Below are 25,333 nucleotides of genomic sequence, written 5' to 3' on the forward strand. Positions count from 1 at the left end.
ATTCTTGGGAAAAAACCAATACGCTTTCGAACGTTTAGTCAATTTTTTCGTTATACCATTGCAAGAACGGAACAATTCTGTTAACATTGTCCCGCTTTTGGCGAAAGAGAAATGGCAAGACCTATCTATATACCGACTTTCTACCACACGACGCCATTTTGGTTCAGGTCCGAAAGGACCCGACGCTAATTGCTTGCCTACGCGGTGAGTATCCGCCCCCTGCGGCTCCATCCTTTCTCATTTTCAACAACCATTCGATTCACAAAAACCACCGGATCAGTCGTCCGTTCCGGGGGTAACCTATTCCATCCAAAGACGATGATTCCGGAAGTAGACAACGATCACTATATAGTACAGGTGGCCGACGAATCCCATCTGAATCTTGCCCAGACGATCTGCAAGGAGATGGAGGAGAGCGCCAAAGCGCGGGGTACGGGGATTGCCAAGCGGTCGCCTTTGTACCTGATGGAAAAAATGCTGGAGGGAAAAGCCATCGTCGCCACCACCGATACCGGCGAATGGGTCGGCTTCTGCTATATCGAAACGTGGGAACATGGCAAGTTCGTTGCCAATTCGGGGCTGATCGTTCATCCGGATCACCGGAAAAGCGGCATCGCCACCCGGATCAAGGCCGAAGCCTTCAAACTCTCGCGCACCAAATACCCCGACGCCAAGATCATCGGTCTGACCACCAGCCTGGCCGTCATGAAAATCAACTCGGACCTTGGTTATGAACCGGTGACGTTCAGTGAGCTTCCGGCCGACGACGCCTTCTGGAAAGGCTGTTCGAGCTGCGTCAACTACGACATCCTGACCCGGACCAACCGCAAGCATTGCCTCTGCACGGGAATGCTCTACAACCCGGAACAGCAAAAGAAGCAGGAAAAGTCCGAAAAATGGAACTTCCTGAAGGAATCCAAACTGTATGAGCGCTGGATGCGCATCAAACAGCGGATCCTGCTGCGTTTCAGAGAGCGCCCGCGGGTCAGGAAGCCTGAACGTGAACTGGAAGCCGTCGGGTAACTTGATATCGTTCCGGATCCCTCTCCGGAAAACACCATAAAATACCTTTGTTATTCAGGTGATTTCGAGTCCCTTTCGGCTGTCGGCTGGAAGGGATTCGCTATTTTTGCGTCTGCCTAACCGAAATACGTACAACCGATTTCTTACCAACCCGCCACAGCGGACCCCGTCTAATGTCAGAAGTTAAAAAGGTCGTTTTAGCGTTCAGCGGAGGTCTCGATACCTCGTTTTGTGTCAAATACCTGTCCGAAGATCTGGGCTATGAAATTTTTTCGGTGCTGGTCGATACCGGCGGTTTTCAGGAATCCGAACTGAAAGCCATCGAAGACCGGGCCTACTCCCTCGGGGTGAAACACCACACGGCCATCGCCAAAACGGACGACTATTATCAGCAGTGCCTGAAATACCTGGTTTTCGGAAACGTCCTTAAAAATAACACCTACCCACTGTCGGTCAGCGCCGAACGCATTTTTCAGGCCATCGCCGTGGCGGAATACGCCCGGGAGATCGGCGCCGGGGCCATCGCCCACGGCAGCACCGGCGCCGGTAACGACCAGGTACGGTTCGATATGGCGTTCCGGATCATCGCGCCGGAGGCCGAGATCATCACCCCCATCCGCGACCTGCGGCTCTCCCGGGAAGCGGAAATCGAATACCTGAAATCGAAAGGCGTCGAGCAGGAATGGCACAAAGCCGCCTACTCGATCAATAAAGGGCTTTGGGGCACTTCCGTCGGAGGCCGCGAAACGCTGACCTCGCAGGGCTTTCTGCCCGAGTCGGCCTGGCCCACCCAGGTCACCAAAACCGAGCCGGAAACCATCACCCTCCGGTTTGAGGCCGGTGAACTGAAAGGTATCGGCGATACCCGTTACGACAACCCGGTCGAGGCCATTCAGAAGCTGACCGAACTGGCCGGGCCGTTCGGCATCGGGCGCGATATTCACGTCGGCGATACGATCATCGGCATCAAGGGCCGCGTCGGTTTCGAAGCCCCCGCCCCGCTGATTATCCTGAAGGCCCACCACGCCCTCGAAAAGCACGTCCTGACCAAGTGGCAGCAGTACTGGAAAGACCAGATGGCCAACTGGTACGGCACGATGCTTCACGAAGGCCAGTTTCTGGACCCGGTCATGCGGAATATCGAAACCTTCCTGACCGATACGCAGGGCCATGTGACGGGGCAGGTTCACGTCCTGCTGGCGCCCTACCGCTTTCAGGTGCTCGGGATCGAATCTTCCTACGATCTCATGTCGGCCAAATTCGGCAGCTACGGCGAAATGAACAACGCCTGGACCGGTGAAGACGTCCGCGGCTTCTCCAAAGTCATGTCGAACCAGGTCATGATCTACGAAAAAGTCAAAGAAGCGAATCAGGTTGAACATCATCGTTGATGCCAGCCCGCTCGGCATCGGGTTTTACCACCGTCAGGCCAAAACCGGCGTCAGCCGGGTGGCCGAGCAGCTGGTGAAAGGGCTGGCCGGATCGGAAAAAGTGAGGCTGTCGCTGGCGGCTCCCACTCACGTGGCCGAAACCCAGCGGTATGTCCGGACCACCTTCGGAGACCGGGCGCCCCGCCTGGTTAACCCGTCGGGGGAACGGGGCTGGGCCTCGTTCGAGAATGCCCTGCTGGCTCCGTTCTCTCCGGAAAGCCTGCCGTCGAAAGTAATCCGGCAGATTTTCTACCGGAGCCGGAAGGCGCTGGGCAGCGAACAGGCACGGTTCCGACCCGAGGATTTCCCGGCCGGTTCGATCTACCATTCGCCGTTTTATGCCATTCCCGGCGCCGTCGGGCGGATGAGCCACGTGCAGAAGGTGCTGACGGTTCACGATCTGATTCCGATTCACCACCCCGAGTGGTTTCCGGCAACGGAGCGGTCCGTCCGGGATGCCTTCACGCTCCTGCCGCCGGAGGCTCAGGTAGTGACGGTGTCGGAGGCTACGAAAGCGGACTTCTGCCACTATACCGGCTTCGACCCGGGCCGGGTAACGCCCATTCATCTGGCCGCATCGAAGGATCTGTTCTATCCGGTGACGGACGCGGGCCGGGTGCAGGATACCCGCCGGCGGTTCGGGCTGGGCGACGCGCCCTATCTGCTTTGTCTGGCAACGCTCGAACCCCGCAAGAACCTCGACCACCTGATTCGGTGTTTCGTCCGGCTGGCGGAGAGCGGGGACCTGGACCGGGAGGTCCGGCTGGTGCTGGTCGGTTCCAGAGGCTGGAAGATCGACCAGATTCTGAGCGAAGTAGCCCGTAGCGAAGCGGTTCGGGCGCGGCTGGTGTTCACCGGTTTCGTGCCGGATGAGGACCTGGCCCCGCTGTATGCCGGGGCGCTGGCCTTCGTCTACCCGTCGCTTTTCGAAGGTTTCGGGCTGCCCCCGCTGGAAGCTATGCAGTGCGGCCTGCCGGTCATTACGTCGAACGTATCGTCCCTGCCGGAAGTGGTCGGCGATGCGGCCGTGCAGGTGTCTCCGACCGATGCCGATGCGCTGGCGCAGGCCATTCTGACCGTCGTGCGGTCGGAGCCGCTGCGGAAAGACCTCGCGGCCAAAGCCGTCCGGCGGGCGCAGCAGTTCTCCTGGCAGCGGTTTACCGACGAGCATATTATTCTGTATCAAAAACTTGTCAATACGAAATCCTGAGTCGTTCGAGCCGGCAGGCCGGACGGAAAGGTTTCAGCATTTATTATGGATCAGATTACTGTTGGAATTATCGGCGGAGCCGGTTACACGGGCGGAGAACTGCTTCGCATCCTGATCAACCACCCGTACGTTCGCTTTGCCTTCGTACACAGCAAAAGCCAGGCGGGCAAACCCGTTCATGCGACCCATACCGATCTGCTCGGAGACACCGATCTGCGATTTTCGGGGGAAGAAACCCGCGATCTGGTGGCCCAGCCGGGGCTTTCGGTGATCTTTCTCTGCTCCGGCCACGGCGAATCGGCCCGGTTTCTGGCCGAAAATCCCGTACCGGAAACGGTGAAGATCATCGACCTGAGCACCGACTTCCGCGACCAGTCGAACGGCTTCCTCTACGGGCTGCCCGAGCTGCAGCGGGAACGCATCCGGCCGGCCGGTAAGATCGCTAATCCGGGCTGCTTCGCCACCAGCATCGAACTGGCCCTGCTGCCGCTGGCGGGTTCCGGTCTGCTCCGCGAGGCCGTCCACGTCAGCGCCGTCACGGGGTCTACGGGGGCGGGCCAGGCCCTGAGCCCGACCACCCATTTCACCTGGCGCAATAACAACTTTTCCATCTATAAGGCCTTTACGCACCAGCACCTGAAGGAAATCCGGATGAGCCTGACGACGCTTCAGGCCGGTTTCGACCAGGCCGTCAACTTCATACCGTACCGGGGCGACTTCACGCGCGGCATCATGGCCAACGTATACACGCCTTTTGCGGGCAGTCTGGAAGAGGCTCACCGGCTGTACCATGACTATTACGGCACCCATCCGTTTACCCACCTGAGCGACGCGCCGATCGACCTCAAGCAGGTCGTCAATACCAACAAATGCCTGCTGCATCTGGAAAAGCACGAAGGTCAGCTGCTGATCACCAGCATCATCGACAACCTGACCAAAGGAGCATCCGGGCAGGCGGTGCAGAATATGAACCTGATGTTCGGATTGCCGGAGGATGCCGGTCTGCGGCTGAAGGCCCCCGCTTTCTGACCCCGGCGAAAACCGCAACCGCCCTGATTGGTTAGGCTTTTGAACGGGAATCCGGTGAAAGGCCATGAAATTCGGGTCATGATCCGACTATTTGCGGACCTGAAAGCGTTTACCGATTGAGGTTCCAAGTTTTATCTTATTTTTACAGAAAAACATTATAAACCTATGGCAACCACTTCGGCAGCTAAACCGTACCCCTGGCTAAAATTCTATCCGAAAGGTGTTCCGTACGAAATAAATCCCGATATCTTTTCTTCCCTGGTCGAGATGATGGAGGACGGCTTTCGTCGCTTTGCCGACCAGCCGGCCTACTCCTGCATGGGGAAAGTGCTGACCTTTCGGGAAATGGACGAACTATCCAGGCAGTTTGCCTCCTACCTTCAGAACGACCTGAAGCTTCAGAAAGGCGACCGCGTCGCCATCCAGATGCCCAACCTGCTGCAATATCCGGTCGCCATTTTCGGTATCCTGCGGGCGGGGATGGTGGTGGCCAATACCAATCCGCTGTATACTCCGCGCGAGATGCAGCATCAGTTCAAGGACTCGGGGGCTAAAGCCATCATCATTCTGTCGAACTTCGCGCACAATCTGCAGAAGATTATCGACCAGACGGACATCCAACACGTGATCGTCACGCAGATCGGCGATCTTCTGGGATTCCCCAAGAAGCTGATCGTCAACGCGGTAGTGAAATATGTAAAGAAGATGGTTCCCGACTACCAGCTGCCGCAGGCGGTTTCGTTCGCCGATGCCCTGAGCCGCGGCAGCCGGACCGCCCCGCAGCCGGTCAAAGTGACCGGTCAGGACCTGGCCTTCATCCAGTATACCGGCGGTACGACGGGTGTCTCTAAAGGCGCCATGCTGTCGCACCGGAACATCGTGGCCAATGTGGAAGCCATGAGCCTCTGGATGTTTTCCAGCAAAAAAACGGACGACCAGGACGTTATCGTAGCCGCGCTTCCGCTGTATCATATCTATGCCCTGACGGTGAATGCGCTTTCCGCCCTGAGGAGCGGAGCCATGAACCTGCTCATTACCAACCCCCGGGATATGAACGCGTTCATCGACGACCTGAAGAAAAACCGGTTCACCATCTTCGTCGGTCTGAACACGCTCTACAACGGCCTGCTCAACAACCCGAGAATTAACGAGGTGGATTTCAGCCATATGCGAATCTCCTCGGCGGGCGGGATGGCCCTACAGACGGCCGTAGCCGAACGCTGGCAGAAACTGACCGGGATGCTGATCGCCGAAGGCTACGGCCTGTCGGAAACCTCGCCGGTGCTTTCCTCCAACCCCTGCGACGGCACGGCCCGCCTGGGAACGATCGGCGTGCCTTTTCCCAGTACCGAACTGAAGATCATGCAGGAAGACGGCACGGAAGCTCCGCTCGGGACGCCCGGCGAACTCTGGGCCCGCGGCCCGCAGGTCTTTCCCGGCTATTTCAATCGCCCGGACGAAACCGCCAAAGTCATGGAAGGGGAATGGTTCAAAACCGGTGACATCGCCGTGATGGACGAAGACGGCTTTTTCCGGATCGTCGACCGGAAGAAGGACATGATCCTGGTCTCGGGCTTCAACGTCTATCCGAACGAAATCGAAGACGTGATCGCGAAGTGCCCGGGTGTGGCGGAAGTAGCCTGCATCGGCGTGCCGGACGAGAAATCGACCGAGGCCGTCAAGGTGTTCGTCGTCAAGAAGGACCCGGATCTGACGGCGGAAAACATCCTGAGCTACTGCCGGGAAAACCTGACCAACTACAAACGACCGCGACACATCGAGTTTCGGGCCGAGCTGCCCAAAACCAATGTCGGCAAGATCCTCCGCCGGAGTCTGCGCGACGAGGAACTGGCCAGGCTGAACGGGAAGTAAAAAATTTAGTGGCACTGAACCAGCCCGCCCGGTCGAACCGGGCGGGCTGGTTGGTTCTCAGGCGGTGGCGTAGAACGCCGTCAGCGGGAGCAGTTCCTGCTGAAACTGGCTGACCACCTTCAAAAACTGACCGGCCTTCCGGCGCGAGACTTCGAGGTCTACGCCGTTGGTCAGGCTGATCATCATGTTTTTATCGGGATGGATTTCCTGCAGATACAGCAGATTGATGATGTTTTTCTTGTGAGGCCGCACAAAGATTTCGGACGGCAGACGGCCCTCCAGCTTCTTCAGCGTGAGCGAAACGATCAATTGCGTTCCGTCGCTGAAATGCAGAACCGTGTAGTTCCCTTCCCCTTCCAGCCGGACGATTCGATAAACCGGCACCCTCTTTCTCTGCCCCCAGAAAGGTAATACCACATCCGGTAAATTCAGATGACGGGTCAGCGCCTGCAGTTGATTCTCTGAGTAACTGCTTCGCGGATTGTAGTATAACTGTAGTTTCATAATTTGTGCGGGTGTAGATGTTTAAGTTGGAAAGAGCGGTTAAATATTACTAAACATTAAATAAAAAACAATAAATACCTACTAATTTGTAACCACTTTGCTAAAATAATTTACAAAAAATACGCCTGTCCGATTTAAAGCCCTTCTTCAGGATTTTCCGACCGGTTTTAAGAGAATTGCAACTTTGACCGGACGCCCCGCGTTTGAGCCTTTAACCGTATTATTTCTTCATTTTCCATGGCAACCTTATTAGACTTTGTCGGCAATACGCCGTTGGTAGAGCTTAACCGTCTGAATCCGAATCCCGCCGTTAAACTGTATGGCAAAATGGAAGGCCAAAATCCCGGCGGCAGCGTCAAGGATCGCCCGGCCCTGAACATGATTAAAGGGGCCATCGACCGGGGCGAACTGAAACCGGGCATGAAACTCATCGAAGCCACCAGCGGCAATACCGGTATTGCTCTTGCCATGATTGCCCGCCTTTACAACGTTGAAATTGAGCTGGTTCTACCCCAGAACTCCACCCGGGAGCGCGTCCTGACGATGCAGGCTTACGGCGCGAAAGTGACCCTGCTCGAATCGATGGAAAGCGCCCGGGACTACGCCGAGGCTCAGGTGGAAAAGGGGGGCTACTTTCTGCTAAATCAGTTCGCCAACCCGGATAATTACCTAGCGCACTACCGTACCACCGGCCCCGAAATCTGGCGGGATACTCAGGGGAAAATTACTCATTTCGTTTCTTCCATGGGAACCACCGGCACCATCATGGGAACCTCCCGGTATCTGAAGGAGCAGAACCCCGGGGTGCAGATCGTGGGCTGCCAGCCGTCCGAAGGCTCCCAGATTCCGGGCATCCGGAAATGGCCGGAGGAGTACCTGCCCAAAATTTTCGACCCCAGCCGCGTCGACCGGACCATCGAGGTATCGCAGGACGATGCCACCGAAATGACCCGCCGGCTGGCCCGCGAGGAAGGCGTTTTTGCGGGAATGAGCAGCGGAGGGTCCGTGCATGCCGCCCTGAAACTGATCGAAGAACTGGAAGAGGGCGTCGTCGTGTGCATCATCTGCGACCGGGGCGACCGCTATCTGTCCTCCGATTTATTTAACCAGGAAGGTCTTTGAGACCTTGCGGGTTGGGTCGTACCTTTGCGTCATGTACAAGCGTATCCTCCTGCCCCTTCTTTTTCGCTTCGACGCCGAGCAGATTCACCATTTCGTCACTTCGCTTTTAAAATTTACGCTCGCCATACCCGGATTCCGCTGGCTGACCCGCCGATTGTTCACCTTCGAGAACCCGCGGCTGGAGCGGGAGGTCTTCGGAATCCGGTTTGCCAACCCCGTGGGGCTGGCGGCCGGTTTCGATAAAAACGCCGACCTCGTCGACGAACTGGCCTGCCTCGGATTCGGCTTCATTGAAATCGGCACGGTGACCCCCCGCCCCCAGCCCGGCAACGACCGGCCCCGGCTGTTCCGGCTGAAGGCCGATCAGGGTCTCATCAACCGCATGGGTTTCAACAACAAAGGCTCCAGGGTCGCTGCCGAACGACTGCGCCGACGGCAGTCGAGGGTCATCATCGGGGGAAACATCGGCAAAAACAAAGTCACACCCAACGAAAACGCCCTGGACGACTATCTGGTCGCCTTCCATGACCTGTTCGAGGTGGTCGACTATTTTGTGGTCAACGTCAGCTCGCCCAATACGCCCGGCCTGCGCGATCTTCAGGAGAAGGGCCCGCTGACGGCCCTTCTTCAGCGGCTTCAGGACGAAAACCACCGGAAGCCGGCCCCCAAACCCATTCTGCTCAAGATTGCTCCCGACCTGACCGACAGCCAGCTGGACGACATCATCGACATCGTGAAGACGACCGGCATCGCGGGGGTGATCGCCACCAACACGACCATCAGCCGGGAGAACCTGACCACCGACCGGGCGGCCGTCGAGGCCATCGGCGCGGGCGGGGTCAGCGGGCAGCCGCTCCGGCAGCGATCGACCGAGGTGATTCGTTACCTTTGCCGGCAGTCAGGCAATGCCTTTCCCGTCATTGGGGTGGGCGGTATCGCCACTGCCGGGGATGCGCTCGAAAAGCTACGGGCCGGGGCCAGCCTGGTTCAGATCTACACCGGCTTCATCTACGAAGGCCCGTCGTTAGCTAAACAGATTTGCAAAACTTTGTCAGAAAAGGTAGCTTAAAGCAGTTTTCAATAACAGAATGGCTCAACCCACTAACCGACAAAACTCAATTCGGAACGAGCGAGCGAAGGCGCGGGCTTCGGCGGTTTCGATTAACTGGACTGCCTGGCAAACCGACCGCCGGTCTCAACTGGCCTTCGGCGGATTGCTTCTTTTTTTAGCGGTGGGGCTGACGGTCGCTTTCGTGTCGTATCTGCTGACCGGACCGGCCGACCAGAGCGTTCTCGATACGGTCACCACCACGCCCCTGCGCGAATCCGGCGCCGAAACCCGCAACTGGCTTGGCGTACTCGGCGCGTTCGTGGCTCACATTTTCATCTTCCGCTGGTTCGGGATTGCCGCCCTCGGCCTGCCGATCATCCTGTTTCTGGCCGGTATCAAACTGGCTTTCGGCTGGGAGCTGCTGCCCCTGGCCCGAACCACCAAAGCGGTGCTGTTCTACATGGCCTGGGTCAGCATGCTGACGGGCTACATCGTGCTGGCGACGGAGTCCGTCGGGCGGGGCAGCGTCTGGTGCGGGGGCCTGGGCTACGAATTCAATGCGATTCTGTACAGCCTGATCGGCTGGGGCGGCATTGCCGTCATCGGCTTTGCGCTGTTCCTGTTCCTGGTCTATTTTTACAGCATCACCTCCCTCCCCTCCTTCTCGATGACGCCCAGGTCCCGGTCCTATGATCCGCAGGCCGGCGGGGTGGCGGAAGAACCGGACGACGAGGAGGATGACGATGATATTGAAGACTTCATCGACGTAAAACCGCCCACGGTCAACGGGGTTCCCAGGCCGGAACAACCTCCGGTCGAAACGGCCCCGATTGAACCCGTGAACGGTCATGCGGCCACGCTCGATCTGAGTCCGAAACCGGAAACGCCCCGGATCGAAAAAGCCAACGGCAACGGATTGCCCTCGAAACTGCCGCTTACCCTTACCATCGAGGATACTTCAGCCGTGGTCCCGGAAGCCGGCGAGGAAACGGAAACGGCCGCCCCCGTGGCCGAACCCTACGCCGGCCCGACCGATGAGGTGGATGAGGACGCCCTGAAACTGCATGGGCTCTACGACCCGACGCTCGATCTGCCCAAATACCTGTTCCCCACCATCGAACTGCTGACCGAATACCCGGAGAATCAGAAAGCGCAGGTGTCGGCGGAAGAACTGGAAGCCAACAAGGACCGGATCGTTGAAACGCTTCAGAACTACGGCATTACCATCGACAGCATCAAGGCAACCATCGGCCCGACGGTGACGCTGTATGAAATCGTGCCCTCGGCGGGGGTGCGGATCTCCAAGATCAAAAGCCTGGAAGACGACATCGCCCTGAACCTCTCGGCGCTCGGCATCCGGATCATCGCGCCCATGCCCGGAAAAGGAACCATCGGGATCGAGGTGCCGAACAAAAACCGGGAGATGGTGGCGATGCGGTCGGTGATTACCTCTGAAAAGTTCGCCAAGAGCAACTTCGAGCTGCCGGTGGTACTCGGAAAAACCATATCCAACGAAATCTACGTCGCCGACCTCGCCAAAATGCCGCACCTGCTGATGGCCGGGGCGACGGGTCAGGGGAAATCCGTGGGTCTGAACGTACTGCTGACCTCGCTGATCTACCGCAAACACCCTTCTCAGCTCAAACTGGTGCTGGTGGACCCGAAAAAGGTGGAACTGACGCTGTTCAACAAGCTGGAAAGGCACTTCCTGGCCAAGCTGCCCGACAGCGACGAGCCCATCATTACGGACACGAAAAAGGTAGTCAATACGCTTAATTCGCTGTGTATCGAGATGGACAACCGGTATAATCTGCTGAAAGACGCGCAGTGCCGGAATCTGAAAGAATATAACGCCAAGTTTATCCAGCGCCGGCTGAACCCCGAAAAAGGGCACCGGTTCCTGCCGTATATCGTGCTGATCATCGACGAGCTGGCCGACCTGATGATGACGGCCGGGAAAGAGGTCGAGCAACCCATTGCCCGGATGGCGCAGCTGGCCCGGGCCATCGGCATTCACCTCGTGGTGGCGACGCAGCGGCCTTCCGTCAACGTCATTACCGGTCTGATCAAGGCCAACTTCCCGGCCCGGCTTTCCTTCAAGGTAACCTCCAAGATCGACTCCCGGACCATTCTGGACACCGGCGGAGCCGAACAACTGGTCGGGATGGGGGATATGCTGTTTTCGTCCAATTCCGATATCGTCCGGCTGCAATGCCCCTTCGTGGATACCAACGAGATCGAAGAACTCTGTGATTTTGTGGGCGGTCAGCGCGGCTACGATTCGGCCTACGTGCTTCCGGAGTTTGCCGGCGACGATGCGGGCAACGGCGAGGAGAAGGAGATCGACCTCGAAAACCGGGATCCGATGTTCGATGATGCCGCCCGCCTGGTGGTCGTTCACCAGCAGGGAAGCACTTCGCTCATCCAGCGCCGTCTCAAGCTGGGTTACAACCGCGCCGGCCGCCTGATCGACCAGCTCGAAGCCGCCGGAATCGTTGGCCCCTTCGAGGGCAGTAAAGCCCGTGAAGTGCTCGTCCAGGACCCGCAGGTTCTGGAGGAAATGTTAAAGTCTCTTAATTGAAAACCGGCCCGGACCGCTTAACCTTTTTTCCCTAAACTTTTTCCCCTAAAAATTGTCTGAATACAAAACGGTCAGCAATTTTGCGGCCTGTTTTGGTGAGCAAAAGATTCAGAAAAGAAAGAACACATGAGAAAATTAGCACTGCTGTTGATGTTGGTTACGGGTTTGTCACTACCGTCGACGGCGCAGAAAGATAAACGGGCGGAAGGGGTTCTGGATGCGATGAGTAAGAAGTACAAGGCGTTGAATTCGTACCAGGCGGCTTTCACCTATAAAGGGGACGGCGGCAATTATAAAGGCGATTTGGCGGTGAAAAACAACTCGTTCCGTCTGAAGCTGGCCGGCCAGGAAGTCTTTACCGACGGCAAGACGATGTCCACTTACGTGAAGGAAACCAACGAAGTGAACGTACAGGATTACGATGCCGGTGAAGCGGGCGACTTTAACCCGGCCAAGATCTACACCATCTACAAGCAGGGCTACAACTATAAATTTATCGGGGAACAGAAGCAGGGCGGACAGACCGTGGAAGTGATCGAACTGACGCCGGAGAAGAAAAACACCCAGATTACCAAAGTACAAATTGCCGTCAACAAGAAAGACAAAACGGTGAAAAGCTGGAAAATCACCGACAAAAGCGGAAAAGTCACCAGCTACCAGATCGATAAGTTTACCCCTAACGTCAATATGCCGGATTCCTATTTCGTCTTCGACAAGACCAAGTATCCGGGCGTCGAGGTGGTCGATCTGCGATGATTCATCATATCCATATAAATAAAAAAGCCGGACGTTGCCGGCTTTTTTTATGACTTCATTTTACGTCCAATTGTTGATAACTGGGTCTGTTTTCCGGCTAAAATCCAATGGATGAAAAATAGACGGACTATTTTATCAAAATACCTCCCTTTTCACCTACTTTCCGCCGGGCCGGGGTTTTTTGGTTTACACCAGTACCGCGTTCAGCAGTTGTTCAAGGATCAGTTTTCCGTCCGTATTGCCTAGCATCGGATCGGCGGCCCGCTCGGGATGCGGCATCAGGCCGAAGACGTTCTTCCGTTCGCTGGCGACCCCGGCAATGTTGTTCAGGCTCCCGTTGGGATTGGCCGATTCGACCACGCTGCCGTTCTCATCGCAGTACCGGAAGATAATCTGATCATTGTCTTCCAGGCGCTTGAGTGTATCGGCATCGGCGAAATACCGGCCGTCGCCGTGCGCGATGGGGATTTTATAGGCCCGGTCTTCCAGCTCTGACGTAATCAGTGCGCTTTTCGACTCCGGCCGCAGGTAAATGTTCTTGCAGACGTATTTCTGACTGGTGTTCCGCAGCAGAACGCCGGGCACCAGCCGGGCTTCGGCCAGAATCTGGAAACCGTTGCAGATTCCCATCAGGTAACCCCCCCGTTCCGCGTGTTTGATCACCTCATCCATAATAGGTGAAAACCGGGCCACGGCTCCCGTCCGAAGGTAATCGCCGTAGGAGAAACCGCCGGGCAGAATAATAAAATCACAACCCTGGAGGTCGTGGTCTTTGTGCCACAGCTTAACCACCTCCTGTTTAAGCTGATCACGCAGGGCGTGTACGGCGTCGTCGTCGCAGTTCGACCCCGGAAATACTACTACTCCAAATTTCATAGCTGGGATGAAAATGTATTCACAAAGGTACTCAGATTGCCGGTCGGATTCAACGGGTTGGGGAGAAAAAGGCTCAACCACCCCCCATCCCCCTCTTTGCCAAGGAGGGGGTGGCTTCGCAGGTATGAAAAAGGCGGAGCACTCCCCATCCTTACCAAGGAGGGGGATGGGGGGTGGTCCTTTTCTACTTCACCTCGATCGCCCTCGCGCCTTCCATTCCACCCCTGCCGCGTTCGAAGGTCAGGTCGATGCGGCCGAGGTAGATCCCGGCAAACCCGACCTGGTTGATCAGCACCGGCAGGCCCTCCTGGCTTACCACGCTCACCGGTGCTTCCAGGAAAGTGTGGGTATGCCCGCCGATGATCAGGTCGATGTTCCGGCTTCGGGAAGCCAGTACCCGGTCCGACACCGTCGCGTCGTTGTACTGGTAACCGAGGTGCGAGAGACAGACCACGTAGTCGCATTTCTTCTCCTTCCGAAGCCGTTCTGCCATGTCGTTGCCGACCTCAATGGGGTTCAGATACTTCATCTCCTTGTATAACTCCTTCGGAATCAGATCCTCCGGCTGGATACCCAGGCCGAAAACACCCACCCGGACGCCGTCTTTGTTGAAGACTTTCCAGGGCTGCGTCCGGCCGTCCAGCACAGTATTTTTAAAGTCGTAATTGGCGATCAGAAACGGGAATCGGGCCTTCCCGAACTGGGTCACCATGTTGTCGATACCGCCGTCGAAATCGTGATTTCCGATGGCGCTGGCATCATAGCCCATCCGGTTCATGGCCAGAATCTCCGGTTCGCCCTTGTAAATGTTAAAATAGGGGGTGCCCTGAAAAAGATCCCCGGCGTCGAACAGCAGGATGTTGGGCTGCTCCTTGCGGATCTGGTCAATCAGCGTGGCCCGGCGAACGATGCCGCCCCTTCCGGCATTACGGCTGCCGTCCATCGGGAACGGGTCGAGCCGGCTGTGTACGTCGTTGGTGTGCAGAATGGTCAGCCGGGTGGTTTTCGGTTTCGCTGCCAGCTCGTTCGGTGCCAGGCTGCCCACCACGGCGGCCGACCCGAAGAACTTCAGAAACTGACGTCTACTGGATTGTGATGCGTCCATCGGTAACGGGAGTTATGGGTTGACCGGATTTGCCGAGCTGGCGAAAATAATCGATGAAGGCGTCGCGGAGAAGCAGATTCAGGTCCTGGCGACGGACGGCATCTTTCAGGAAAAAGGCTCCTCCCCCGCCGTTAGCGACAAAGTCACTGACGGCGATGGTGTACTCCTGCTCCGGCTGGAAGGTCTTTCCGTTCGTAAAGGCGATGGTCGTGATGCTTTTGCCCTGAATCGTGACCCGCACCCCGCCGACGAGCAGAGCCGCTTCGTTCGCTTCCGACCCCGCGTAATGCTCGAACAACTGCTTCAGCATCGAACCTTTCAGCGTCAGGACGGTAATCTGGTTGTCGAACGGCATGACCTCGAAGATGTTGCCGACCCGGATCGGGCCCTGCGGCAGACCGGACCGGACGCCCCCGTAATTCAGGTGGGAGCAGTCGACGGGCTGACCGAGCCGCTGGCGGGTCTGCTGAAGCATGGCGTCGCAAAGCAGGTTGTTCAGGGCGGATTCCGGCCTGGCCTTCTCCAGCCGCACCGTCGACTGAACCAGCACCTCATTCATGGTTTTTTCCAGGCCCTGCCGGTAGGGTGCCAGGAAGCGGGCCGTGGAACTGTCGGCCGGGGCCGCAGCCGAATCCACCTGAATGCGGTTGTAGGCCCGGTTGCTGAGGTGATACCCCGGGTGGCAGGCTGCCGTGACCAGCGCCAGCAGGAGGATCGAAATCCGTATTTTAGTAGGCATGGGAGTTGAAAGAGTGTCCGCTTAGTTCTGGGTCGGGGTGTCGCCCTCCAGAAGCTGGCGGGTGCCGAACCATTGTAATTCATAGGCCAGACTGAACCATCCCTTCGTCCTGCGGACGGTCGTCGTCTGCCATTCACGAGTCGGCCGGAGCGTGTGCCAGGGTCCGAAGGCAAACCGAAATTTCAGGGGCATATCGAACCCCGGTGCCTCGGCGATCCACCGGTGCCGGATTTCCAGATCGTCGCCTTTCTCGGTGAGCTGGTACTCGATGATGGGCGGTTTGGCGTAGTTCAGAAACTGGTCGAAAATCGGTTTCAGGTCCATTTTCGTTTCACGGCTGAGAATGTCGACGATCTCGGCGGTCGAAACGATGGAGTGCTTTTTCTGCAGGGCCAGTTTGCGAAGGGCGATGAACCAGACGTCGTCGTTATCCACCACGTTCCGCAGCGTATGGAGCATCCAGGCTCCTTTGTAATAGATGTCGTTATCTTTCGGTTCAAAATTGACCCCGGCCGGCCCGACCATCGGAAACTGGCTTTTGATAAGCTTTTTCTGCGTCATCAGGTACTTCACCGCCTTTTCGTACCCTTCCGTACTTTCGACGTACAGTGATTCCATGTAGGTGGTGAAGGCCTCGTGGATCCACATCTCGGCGGGGTCGGCACAGCTCAGGCTGTTGCCGAAATACTCATGACCGCTTTCGTGAATAATGATAAAGTCGAAGCCGAAAGGGTTGTTTTTGTAATTGTTCCCGTAGGCGATGGCGCTCTGGTGTTCCATCCCCCAGTACGGCGTTTCGACCAGCGCATAGCCGTCGCGCCAGAAGGGAAAGTGGCCGAAGTGCCACTCATAGCAATCCAGCATGCCCTTCACCTGGGCAAAATGGGAAACGGCTTTGGCTTCATTGTAGCGCAGGACGTAGTAATTGAGATCCAGAAATTTAAAATCCCGGCTGCGGTACTGGTCCTGAATCCGGACGTAATCGCCCAGGTTGAACGTCACGTTATAACTGTTGATCGGGTAGCTGACCGCCCAGGTAAACTCGGTCTGGCCGGCGCCGGCCTCCCGCTTGCCCACCAGCCGCCCGTTCGAGACGCACATCAGGCCGTTCGGCACCCGGAACGTCATCCGCATGGAATCCGGCTCGTCGGACAGGTGGTCCTTGCAGGGCCACCACGAACTGGCACCCAGCCCCTCGCACGACACCCCGACCCAGTCGCGGCCGGTGCTGTCCTTACTCCAGGAAAAACCGCCGTCCCAGGGCGGGCTCTTGGCCTCCACCGGCTTTCCGCGGTAGACCACCCTGATTTCCTGCACTTTGCCGACCGGCTGCGGCCCTCCCATCGTCACAAAGACCGCGTTGCCTTCCCGCTGAAACTCCAGCGGTTTGCCGTTCTGGGTGATGGCACCGATTTCCAGATTCGCAAACAGGTCGATCTGCATCCGGCTGAAAGGCTGTTTGACCCGGTAGCGGATCGTGTTGGTGCCGTCGATGGTCCGGGTAGCGGGGTTGACGGCCACATTCAGATCGTAGAAGGTGACGTCGTAACCCGTCCGTTCGGGCCGAAGCGAGCCGCGCAGGGAATCCTGTCGGGTATAGGAAGCGGGGGAAGCGTCTTCGGCGGCAGGGGCTGCGGTCTGCGCCCGGGAAGCGTACGAATAAAAAAGGGCCAGAACGGCCAGAACACATGGTCTCATCCGGAGTCTCAAATCTGCTCCGAAGTTACAAACCAAAACCGGTTCGAACAGCATCCGGGCGGTCCGATTTCGGGAAGAAGACAAGGGAAAATTCTCCGAATTACCGGACTACTGCTCGAACCGGAAGGGAAGCCGGGGGGTACCTTTCAGGGAAACCAGGCCCAGCCGGTTCGCTCTGGCAATTAGTCGAAGAGCGTACTCCTCAGCCTCCGTACCGGGGAAGGAACCGGCGGTCGGCTTTCGGTTTCTGCGCAGCTTGTACAGGTCGGCACCTTTGATCAAATCCATCAGACGGAACGGTTTTGATTATACGTTGCGAAGATAACCCTTTTGTGGAATTTCTGTTAAACAGATTGGAAATTTCTACCGGAAAGACGTTTCAGAGGCTTCAAAATAACGAAAAAACAAAAAAACGCGGCCCCGGAAACGGGGCCGCGCATCCGGGCCAGAGGCCCGGTGAATGGAATGCTTAGTAACGATACCACTCGGACTTGTAGGGACCGTCGGATGTTACGCCGATATAGGCCGCCTGTTCGTCGTCGAGGGTGTCGAGTTTGGCACCGATGTGTTCCAGGTGCAGCTTGGCCACCTTTTCGTCGAGGTGCTTCGGCAGCACGTACACGCGCTTCTCGTACTTGTCCGCGTTGGTCCACAGCTCCAGCTGGGCCAGGGTCTGGTTGGAGAAGGAGTTCGACATCACGAACGACGGGTGACCCATCGCCACGCCGAGGTTCACCAGACGACCTTCGGCCAGAACGATGATCTCCTTGCCGTCGATTTCGTACAGGTCGACCTGCGGTTTGATCTGAGATTTGGTATGACCGTAATTTTTGTTCAGCCAGGCCATGTCGATCTCGTTGTCGAAGTGGCCGATGTTGCAGACCACCGCCTTGTCTTTCATCACCCGGAAGTGACGCTCTTTGACGATGTTGATGTTTCCGGTGGCCGTTACGAAGATGTTGGCCCGCGTGGCGGCTTCGTCCATCGTCACCACTTCATACCCGTCCATGGCGGCCTGGAGGGCGCAGATCGGGTCGATCTCCGTCACCAGCACCCGGCAGCCGGCACCGCGCAGGGATTCGGCCGAGCCTTTGCCCACGTCGCCGTACCCGGCCACGACGGCCACTTTCCCGGCCAGCATCAGGTCGGTCCCGCGCCGGATGGCGTCGACCAGCGATTCGCGGCAGCCGTATTTATTGTCGAATTTCGATTTCGTCACCGAGTCGTTGACGTTGATGGCCGGCAGGTGGAGCGTGCCGTTTTTCATCCGCTCATACAGGCGGTGAACCCCCGTCGTCGTCTCTTCCGAAAGGCCCTTGATGCCCGCGATCAGTTCCGGATAATTGTCGAAAACCATGTTGGTCAGGTCTCCGCCGTCGTCCAGGATCATGTTCAGCGGTTTGCGTTCCTCGCCGAAGAACAGCGTCTGCTCGATGCACCAGTTGAACTCCTCCTCGGTCATTCCCTTCCAGGCATATACCGAAATCCCGGCGGCAGCGATGGCGGCCGCAGCATGGTCCTGCGTCGAGAAGATGTTGCAGGAAGACCAGGTCACTTCGGCGCCCAGTTCGACCAGGGTTTCGATCAGGACGGCCGTCTGGATCGTCATGTGCAGACAGCCGGCGACGCGGGCGCCCGCCAGCGGCTTCGACGGTCCGAATTCTTTGCGGAGCGCCATCAGACCCGGCATTTCCGCTTCTGCAAGCCGGATTTCCTTCCGGCCCCACTCTGCCAGGGCGATGTCCTTTACCTTATAAGGTACGTAGGTGGACGTTTGTGTAGACATAGATTGTTGTATTGGTCCTTAGCTTTATTTCAGTTTGGCTACTGCATCTTTGATCCGCTGAACGGCTTCGGCCAGTTGTTCGTCCGAGGCAGCCGTGGAGATACGGAGGCAGTTGGGGGCGCCGAAGCCGGAGCCGGCCACGGTCGAGACATAGGCTTCGTTCAGGAGCCAGAGTGCAAAATCGTCGGAGTTGTTGATGGCGGTGGTGCCGTCCGATTTGCCGTAGTAGTAGCTGATGTCGGGGAAGGCATAGAAGGCGCCTTCCGGTACGTTCACCTTGAAACCGGGTACCTCTTTCAGCAGCCCGATCACCAGATCCCGGCGACGCTCGTACGCCTTCGACATTTCCTGCGTCGGTTCCATTGGTCCGTTCAGAGCCGCCAGGGCCGCCCGCTGCGAAATGGAGCTGGTCCCGGACGTCACCTGACCCTGGAGTTTTTCGACTCCTTCGGCGATCCATTTGGCCGCTCCGATGTAGCCGATGCGCCAGCCGGTCATGGCAAAGCCTTTCGCCACCCCGTTGACGGTGATGACGCGGTCTTTGATTTCGGGAACCGAGCCGATGCTGAAATGGCCCTTATCGGTAAAGTTGATGTGTTCGTAGATTTCGTCGGCCAGCACGAAGAGGTTCTCGTGACGCGCGACGACCTCGGCGATAGCGCGCAGTTCCTCCTCGCTGTACACCGATCCCGTCGGGTTGTTGGGCGATGCGTACATCACCACTTTGGTGCGGTCCGTGATGGCGGCTTCGAACTGTTCGGGCGTCACCTTGAAATCGTTCTCGAAAGAACCTTCCAGCACGACGGATTTGCCTTCCGCCAGCTTCACCATTTCCGAGTAACTGACCCAGTAGGGCGCGAAAATGATCACTTCGTCGCCGGGGTTGACCAGCACCTGAATCACATTGGCCAGCGAATGCTTGGCCCCCGTCGAGACGACGATGTTTTCCGGTTTCCAGTCGAGATTGTTTTCGCGCTTGAACTTGTCTGCAATGGCTTTCCGCAGATCGAGGTAACCCGCTACGGGCGAATAACCGTGGTAGCCTTCGTCGATGGCTTGCTTGGCGGCTTCGCAAATGTGTTTCGGTGTCTTGAAATCAGGTTCCCCGACACTGAGACTGATCACTTTGTGGCCCTGGGCGGCCAGCTCGCGGGCTTTTTTGGTCATCGCCAGCGTCGACGATTCCTCCAGCGCGATGATGCGGTCTGCCAGTAAACTGGCAGTTTCTACCGTTGCAGACATGATATATTAGGATGGTTTCAATAAAACTCAACCGCAAAATTACTAACAATCAACCGATTCCGGCTAATGTTTTTTGAATTAATTGGATGAAGGGGTGAAAAGGCAGACAAAGGTCGTAAACGGCTGAAGGGCTGGAAGTTTCCCGAAACCTCCCGGCTACAGGATCTGAAACCGGTCCGAATCGAGGTTCGCCGGGAAGCGTTCGCGGAAGGCCGTCAGTTCATCGCGCGAGATCGTCAGCTGAAACGCGCCCTCGATGTCGGCCTGCCGGAACAGGACCTCCCCCTTCGGGTCGATCAGGGCCGACTCGCCCGCGTAAGGATGGCCGTTGCCGTCTTCCCCCACCCGGTTCACCCCGGCCACGAAGCTCAGGTTCTCGATGGCGCGGGCCTGCAACAGCGTGTTCCAGGCCGTCCGGCGGGCGGCAGGCCAGTTGGCAACGTACAGCAGCAGGTCGTAGGCGAAAGGCCGGGCCTCCGCCGGCCGGTTGCGGCTCCAGACCGGAAACCGCAGGTCGTAACAGATCAGCGGGCAGATGTTCCAGCCTTTCCAGGTTTTGACGAGGAGTTTCTCCCCGGCGGCATAGGTCCGGTCCTCCCCCGCCATCCGGAAGCGGTGCCGCTTGTCGTAGGTATCGAATGCCCCGTCGGGCTGCATCCAGACCAGCCGGTTGTAATACCGCCCCTGCTCCTTTACGATGTAACTGCCCGTCACGACGGCGCCGGTTTGGGCGGCCATCTGTTTCAGCCAGCGGAAGGTGGTCAGGTTCATCGGTTCGGCCAGCACTTCGGCGTTCATCGTGAAACCGGTCGTGAACATTTCCGGCAGCACGATGAGGTCGGTCGGCGCGGGCAGGCCGAAGATGGTTTCTTCGAGCATCGCCCGGTTGGCCGTGGGATCCTCCCAGTGCAGGCGGGTCTGGATGAGCGTCAGCCGCAGCATGGGCTTATTTCGGGAATTTCATTTTGTAGTCCGCCTTGACGTTGCCCTTCGTGATGTCGGCCAGTTTCTTCTTGAGCAGCTGCCGTTTGAGCGGGGTCAGATAATCGGTAAAGAGCTTGCCCTCGATGTGGTCGTACTCGTGCTGAATGATGCGGGCGGCCATGCCGTCGTATTCCTCGACGTGCCGGTTCCAGTCGGTGTCGTAATACTGAATCTTCACGACTTCCGGCCGGAACACCTCGCCCCGGATGTGCGGAATGCTGAGGCAGCCTTCCTCGAAACCCCACTCCTCGCCGTCCTTTTCCAGAATCTGCGGATTGACAAACACCTTTTTGAACCCTTCCAGGCTCGGGTCTTTCTCGTCTTCGGGTTCGCCCTCGTTGAGCGCCGTTCCGTCGACCACGAACAGCCGGATGCTTTTGCCGATCTGGGGAGCGGCCAGACCGATGCCCGATGCATTGTACATCGTTTCGAACATGTCTTCACTGAGTTTTTTGACGTCGAGGCTCCCCTGCTCGATGTCCTGGGCGCGCTTCCGCAAAACGGGATCGCCGTAGGCAATTATTGGGTAAATCATTATTTTTTACTTTCCATGTACGATTGTAAAATAATCACGGCGCTGACCTTGTCGATATTGCCTTTTTCCCGGCGGTCCTTCTTTTTGGTCCCGGCCGCGATCATGGCCTGAAGGGCCATGGCGGACGTAAACCGCTCATCGTGCCAGTGGACCGGGAGGTCCGGGAAAGCCGCCTTCAGCTTTTCGGCAAACGCCCGGACCCGGGGCGTGTTGTCGGTATCCGAGCCGTCCAGTCGCCGGGGCAGCCCCAGCACGAAGGCCTCCACCGGCTCTGCGGCCGCATACCGCTTCAGGTAGTCCAGCAACTGATGCGTCGGAACCGTCTCCAGGGCGGACGCAATGATCTGAAGCGGGTCGGTCACCGCCAGACCGGTGCGTTTGGAGCCGTAATCGATTGCCAGCAAGCGAGCCAAATCTTTCGGATGCGAATTAAAAGTGTTGGGGTATGAGTAGATTCGGGGGCAAATATACAATTTGGTAACGGCTAATCCTTTCGGAACGGTTCCTTAACTGCTAACTCTTAACAGAACCTCAGGTGGTACGGTATCAATTCTGTCCGCAGTGCGGTCATTCGCTGGTTGCCGGGATGGCCGGAGGGCGCGAGCGCCTGATCTGCTCCCAATCGTGCGGTTACATTTACTGGAACAACCCGCTGCCCGTGGTCGGCGCCATCGTTGAATACGGTGACGACCAGATCCTTCTGATTCAGAACCGGGGCTGGCCCACCGAGTGGTTCGGCCTCGTGACCGGCTTTCTGGAACAGGGCGAGGAGCCGGACCAGGCCGTTCTCCGGGAGATCAGGGAGGAAGTCGGGCTGGACGGAGAAATCGTGGAGCGGCTGGGCGTTTACACCTTTTACCAGCGCAACGAGATCATTATCGCCTACCATGTCCGGGCCTGGGGCGACATCCGTATGGACGAGGAGGAACTGCAAGCCTATAAACTGGTGCCGGTGGATGAACTGAAGCCCTGGCCGTTCGGCACAGGGCCCGCCGTGAAAGACTGGCTGAAGAAGAAAAGAGCATTGTCGTAGCCCCTCAGGCGGTTTCCGGCGCCGAATAGGTGACGATATCGATGCCGATGCCGTTCGGATCGACCACCGCGAAATGCCGGTCGCCCCAGGGCTCGTCCCGCAGTTCGATCTCCACCGGCACGCCGAGCGCCCGGATGCGTTCATATTCCGCATCGACATTGTCCACCTCCACCGTCAGAAACACACCCGCACCCGCGAAGGGTTTCTGAAAAATCGGCCGCTGCGAAGGGTGATCCGGCAGCAGAAAGCCGAGTTCGGCCTGGCGGTTGGGGCTGTACATCAGGAGGTAAAATTCATTTTCAAACGTCACCCCGAAGTTCAGGACCCGCTCGTAGAAAGCCCGGGTTTCGGCGAGTTTGTCGGTCACGATGCCTGCGTTCAGTTTCATGGGAATGGAATTTGGTTGAACCTGAGGCAAAGGAAAGGCAGGACGGTGACAACCGTATGTCAGCAGGGTTTCCCCGTTCAGGAAGTTATGTTTTCAGTCAGGTAATGCCGCTGCACTTCCAGGGCCAGCTTCCGGAGTTCGTCCTTCAGGGCGTCGGAGGTTTCGACGGTCACGGCGCTGCCGAACATCAGCAGCCAGCGGCCCATGCCTTCCGGGTACTGGGTCAGGAACCGCATCCGGACCCGGCCGCCGGCTTCCTCCTCCGACACGAAACCGTAGGTGTATTTAGTCTCCGCGCAATACCGCACCGCCGACCGGTGAAAGTCCACCACCACTTCCTGCAGATTCTGCGTTCGGCGGACCATTTCCAGATAGGCCGGTAGAGAAATCAGGTTTTGTTTGGAATACCGGCTTCCGGTCGGCTGGAGACGGCGGATGCGTTCGACCCGGAAGTCGCGGTAATCCTGCCGGAGCCGGCAGAAGGCGATCAGATGCCAGCCCGTCCCGTAATGATACAACCCCACCGGCTCCACTTCCCGCCGGGTGGTCTCTTCGTTGTAACTCGAATAATACTCGATCTCCAGCACCTGACACTGCACGATCGCCTGCTGAATCCCGTTGAGCAGGCCGTCCGAAAAGGCCGGCGCCGACGGATGCCGGTGGACGTGCACGCGGGGTTCAAGGTCCTCCAGATGCTCCTGGTCATGGCGCTTCAGCACCGACTTGATCTTGTACAGCGCCGAGGCAAACTCGGTCTGCACGGACGCATCCGTCCACTTCTCGATCAGCTTGCCGCCCAGCAGCAGGGCGCCGGCTTCCTCGCGGGTCAGCATGACCGGGGGCAGGTGGTAGTTCTCCAGAAAATAACCGATCCCGGCTTCAGCCCCGATCGGCACCCCGGCCTCCTCCAGCGCCCGAACGTCGCGATACACCGTCCGCAGGCTGATCCCGAAGCGGTCGGCCAGTTCCTGGGCTCTGACGACCCGCTTCGTCTGAAGATGAATCAAAATGGCGGTGAGTCGGTCGATGCGGTTCATGCGAAAAGAGGGCTTGACGAACAAAGGTAACCAATGCGGCCGTCAGCCGCCAGTCGAACCGGTTTCGGCCGAAGGGTGATTTTTTTTTCGGAGCCGCGTGGGGGTATCCGCCGGCTGGGCGGTCATAGTACCAGAACCGGCTGACGGAAGCCGCCGGCTACGACACAAAACCATACACACACAAATACTATGAAGAAGTTACTTTTATCGATCAGCACCGTATTAGGACTTGCCTCATCGCTTTACGCTCAGGATATGGATTCGCTTCGTTCGCAGCTGAACGAGGCCCGGAAAAACCGCTACCCCAGCCGCATCGCCCAGGTCGGGTTCGTACCGCCCCTGAGCACCAACGGCCTGGAGAATGCCAGGGTATCCAATCATTTGTCGATCAACCTTCTGGGCGGATATGCCGCTGCGCTGGACGGGGTTGAATTCAGCGGCTTGTTCAGTCTGGAGAAAGATTATGCGAAAGGAGCCCAGTTCTCCGGCATTTTCAACGGCGTCCGGAACGAACTCGACGGGGCGCAGTTCGGCGGGATCGCCAACGCCGTGGGCGGGTCGGCTTTCGGCGCACAGTTCGCCGGGATATCCAACACGGTGGGCGGCCCGATGAAGGGGGCCCAGTTTGCCGGGATTGCCAACGTGGTCGGGAAGCAGGCCCGGGGCCTTCAGGTGGCCGGCATCGCCAATGTCGCCTACTCGATCGACGGGGTGCAGATCGCCGGCATCGCCAACGTCGCCAAACGGGTTCGGGGCACGCAGATCGGCCTGATCAACGTGGCCGAAACCGTCGAGGGCGCACAGATCGGTCTGCTCAGCATCGCCCGCAACGGCTACCGCCGGTTCGAGGTCTGGGCCGGTGACGCCCTTTACGCCAACATGGGACTCAAAATGGGCGGCAACACCAAATTCTATAACATCCTGGCCGTCGGGGCCACCTTCCCGACCGGCGACAAAACCCGCTGGGGATACGGGTACGGGATCGGAACGAACCAGCCGCTCGGCAAACGCAATCAGCTGAGCATCGAAGGTATCGCCTACCAGATCCACGAAGAAGGCACCAGTTGGGACTACCTGAATATGCTGAACCAGGTGCGGCTCAGCTTCATTTTCCCGATCCATAACCGGCTCGCCCTAACCGTCACCCCGACCTTCAACGTCCAGGTGACCGATCTGGAAACCGGCGAGGGCATCGGCACGAAGTGGGTCAAGTGGGACGTGTACGACCGGACGTTCAACGACCGCACCCGCGTCCGGATGTGGCCGGGCCTGAACGTAGGGATCCAGTTCTGACGACAACCGTCGTAGCAAACCCGTTTTTCAGGGTACAAC

Annotated in this window: 24 protein-coding genes; 11 read left to right on the plus strand and 13 right to left on the minus strand. The window is 57.9% G+C overall.

The window, feature by feature from the left end; translation table 11 throughout:
- Positions 1-318: 318 nt before the first annotated feature.
- The 5 genes from DX909_RS00720 (at position 319) to DX909_RS00740 (ending at position 6,564) form a co-directional block, all read left to right on the plus strand.
- On the plus strand, positions 319-1,023 hold the full coding sequence (locus DX909_RS00720) for a GNAT family N-acetyltransferase (protein ID WP_128543130.1): 705 nt from the start codon (positions 319-321) through the stop codon (positions 1,021-1,023).
- 173 nt (positions 1,024-1,196) lie between these two features.
- Complete coding sequence (locus DX909_RS00725) at positions 1,197-2,414, plus strand: argininosuccinate synthase (protein WP_128543131.1); 1,218 nt, start codon at positions 1,197-1,199, stop codon at positions 2,412-2,414.
- Positions 2,398-3,663, plus strand: a complete 1,266-nt coding sequence (locus DX909_RS00730; RefSeq protein WP_128543132.1) for a glycosyltransferase family 4 protein — start codon at positions 2,398-2,400, stop codon at positions 3,661-3,663. Before DX909_RS00725 ends, DX909_RS00730 begins: the two co-directional genes overlap by 17 nt.
- A gap of 45 nt (positions 3,664-3,708) precedes the next feature.
- Complete coding sequence (argC, locus tag DX909_RS00735) at positions 3,709-4,692, plus strand: N-acetyl-gamma-glutamyl-phosphate reductase (RefSeq protein ID WP_128543133.1); 984 nt, start codon at positions 3,709-3,711, stop codon at positions 4,690-4,692.
- 165 nt (positions 4,693-4,857) lie between these two features.
- Positions 4,858-6,564, plus strand: coding sequence for an AMP-binding protein (locus DX909_RS00740; RefSeq protein WP_128543134.1), 1,707 nt, complete (start codon positions 4,858-4,860; stop codon positions 6,562-6,564).
- Positions 6,565-6,621: 57 nt separating this feature from the next.
- On the opposite strand, the gene DX909_RS00745 is transcribed toward DX909_RS00740, so the two are convergent.
- A complete protein-coding gene (locus tag DX909_RS00745; protein ID WP_128543135.1) occupies positions 6,622-7,068 on the minus strand; it encodes a LytR/AlgR family response regulator transcription factor in 447 nt (148 codons plus the stop codon).
- 237 nt (positions 7,069-7,305) lie between these two features.
- Between DX909_RS00745 and cysM the strand changes: the two genes are divergently transcribed.
- From cysM to lolA1, 4 genes are all read left to right on the plus strand, one after another.
- On the plus strand, positions 7,306-8,190 hold the full coding sequence (cysM, locus tag DX909_RS00750) for a cysteine synthase CysM (protein ID WP_128543136.1): 885 nt from the start codon (positions 7,306-7,308) through the stop codon (positions 8,188-8,190).
- Between the two features lie 31 nt (positions 8,191-8,221).
- Positions 8,222-9,259 (plus strand): quinone-dependent dihydroorotate dehydrogenase, encoded by a 1,038-nt coding sequence (locus DX909_RS00755; protein WP_128543137.1) that lies wholly within the window; start codon positions 8,222-8,224, stop codon positions 9,257-9,259.
- A gap of 19 nt (positions 9,260-9,278) precedes the next feature.
- Positions 9,279-11,822: an FtsK/SpoIIIE family DNA translocase gene (locus tag DX909_RS00760; protein WP_128543138.1), complete on the plus strand. Its 2,544-nt coding sequence runs from the start codon at positions 9,279-9,281 to the stop codon at positions 11,820-11,822.
- A 126-nt stretch (positions 11,823-11,948) separates the two neighbouring features.
- Entirely contained in the window at positions 11,949-12,578 is a 630-nt protein-coding gene (gene lolA1, locus DX909_RS00765; protein ID WP_128543139.1) for an outer membrane lipoprotein periplasmic chaperone LolA1, read from the plus strand.
- A 186-nt stretch (positions 12,579-12,764) separates the two neighbouring features.
- Here lolA1 and purQ read toward each other — a convergent pair whose 3' ends face one another.
- The 10 genes from purQ to ruvX form a co-directional block, all read right to left on the minus strand.
- Positions 12,765-13,454, minus strand: coding sequence for a phosphoribosylformylglycinamidine synthase subunit PurQ (gene purQ / locus DX909_RS00770; protein WP_128543140.1), 690 nt, complete (start codon positions 13,452-13,454; stop codon positions 12,765-12,767).
- A gap of 184 nt (positions 13,455-13,638) precedes the next feature.
- Entirely contained in the window at positions 13,639-14,559 is a 921-nt protein-coding gene (locus DX909_RS00775) for a bifunctional metallophosphatase/5'-nucleotidase (protein ID WP_128543141.1), read from the minus strand.
- Positions 14,537-15,298 carry a 5'-nucleotidase C-terminal domain-containing protein gene (locus DX909_RS00780; RefSeq protein WP_229310888.1) on the minus strand — a complete coding sequence of 254 codons (762 nt, stop codon included), beginning with the start codon at positions 15,296-15,298 and terminating at the stop codon, positions 14,537-14,539. The genes DX909_RS00775 and DX909_RS00780 overlap by 23 nt, the downstream gene beginning before the upstream one ends.
- A gap of 21 nt (positions 15,299-15,319) precedes the next feature.
- Entirely contained in the window at positions 15,320-16,996 is a 1,677-nt protein-coding gene (locus DX909_RS00785; protein WP_164851158.1) for a M1 family metallopeptidase, read from the minus strand.
- A gap of 108 nt (positions 16,997-17,104) precedes the next feature.
- Positions 17,105-17,284 (minus strand): hypothetical protein, encoded by a 180-nt coding sequence (locus DX909_RS00790; protein WP_128543143.1) that lies wholly within the window; start codon positions 17,282-17,284, stop codon positions 17,105-17,107.
- Between the two features lie 181 nt (positions 17,285-17,465).
- Complete coding sequence (ahcY, locus tag DX909_RS00795; RefSeq protein WP_128543144.1) at positions 17,466-18,782, minus strand: adenosylhomocysteinase; 1,317 nt, start codon at positions 18,780-18,782, stop codon at positions 17,466-17,468.
- A gap of 24 nt (positions 18,783-18,806) precedes the next feature.
- Entirely contained in the window at positions 18,807-20,024 is a 1,218-nt protein-coding gene (locus tag DX909_RS00800) for a pyridoxal phosphate-dependent aminotransferase (protein ID WP_128543145.1), read from the minus strand.
- 156 nt (positions 20,025-20,180) lie between these two features.
- Positions 20,181-20,963, minus strand: a complete 783-nt coding sequence (locus tag DX909_RS00805) for an amidohydrolase (RefSeq protein WP_128543270.1) — start codon at positions 20,961-20,963, stop codon at positions 20,181-20,183.
- Positions 20,964-20,970: 7 nt separating this feature from the next.
- Positions 20,971-21,543 (minus strand): peptide deformylase, encoded by a 573-nt coding sequence (gene def / locus DX909_RS00810; RefSeq protein ID WP_128543146.1) that lies wholly within the window; start codon positions 21,541-21,543, stop codon positions 20,971-20,973.
- Positions 21,543-21,956 (minus strand): Holliday junction resolvase RuvX, encoded by a 414-nt coding sequence (gene ruvX, locus DX909_RS00815; protein ID WP_128543147.1) that lies wholly within the window; start codon positions 21,954-21,956, stop codon positions 21,543-21,545. Before ruvX ends, def begins: the two co-directional genes overlap by 1 nt.
- Positions 21,957-22,078: 122 nt before the next feature.
- Here ruvX and DX909_RS00820 point away from each other — a divergent pair, with 122 nt between their 5' ends.
- Entirely contained in the window at positions 22,079-22,576 is a 498-nt protein-coding gene (locus DX909_RS00820; protein ID WP_128543148.1) for an NUDIX domain-containing protein, read from the plus strand.
- Positions 22,577-22,580: 4 nt separating this feature from the next.
- On the opposite strand, the gene DX909_RS00825 is transcribed toward DX909_RS00820, so the two are convergent.
- Together DX909_RS00825 and DX909_RS00830 are read right to left on the minus strand one after the other, a co-directional pair.
- A complete protein-coding gene (locus tag DX909_RS00825; protein ID WP_128543149.1) occupies positions 22,581-22,964 on the minus strand; it encodes a VOC family protein in 384 nt (127 codons plus the stop codon).
- Between the two features lie 77 nt (positions 22,965-23,041).
- Positions 23,042-24,001 (minus strand): helix-turn-helix transcriptional regulator, encoded by a 960-nt coding sequence (locus DX909_RS00830; protein WP_128543150.1) that lies wholly within the window; start codon positions 23,999-24,001, stop codon positions 23,042-23,044.
- Between the two features lie 189 nt (positions 24,002-24,190).
- Between DX909_RS00830 and DX909_RS00835 the strand changes: the two genes are divergently transcribed.
- Positions 24,191-25,294 (plus strand): hypothetical protein, encoded by a 1,104-nt coding sequence (locus DX909_RS00835; protein ID WP_128543151.1) that lies wholly within the window; start codon positions 24,191-24,193, stop codon positions 25,292-25,294.
- Positions 25,295-25,333: the final 39 nt, after the last annotated feature.

The organism is Larkinella soli, assembly GCF_003703975.1.
Lineage (GTDB): Bacteria > Bacteroidota > Bacteroidia > Cytophagales > Spirosomataceae > Larkinella > Larkinella soli.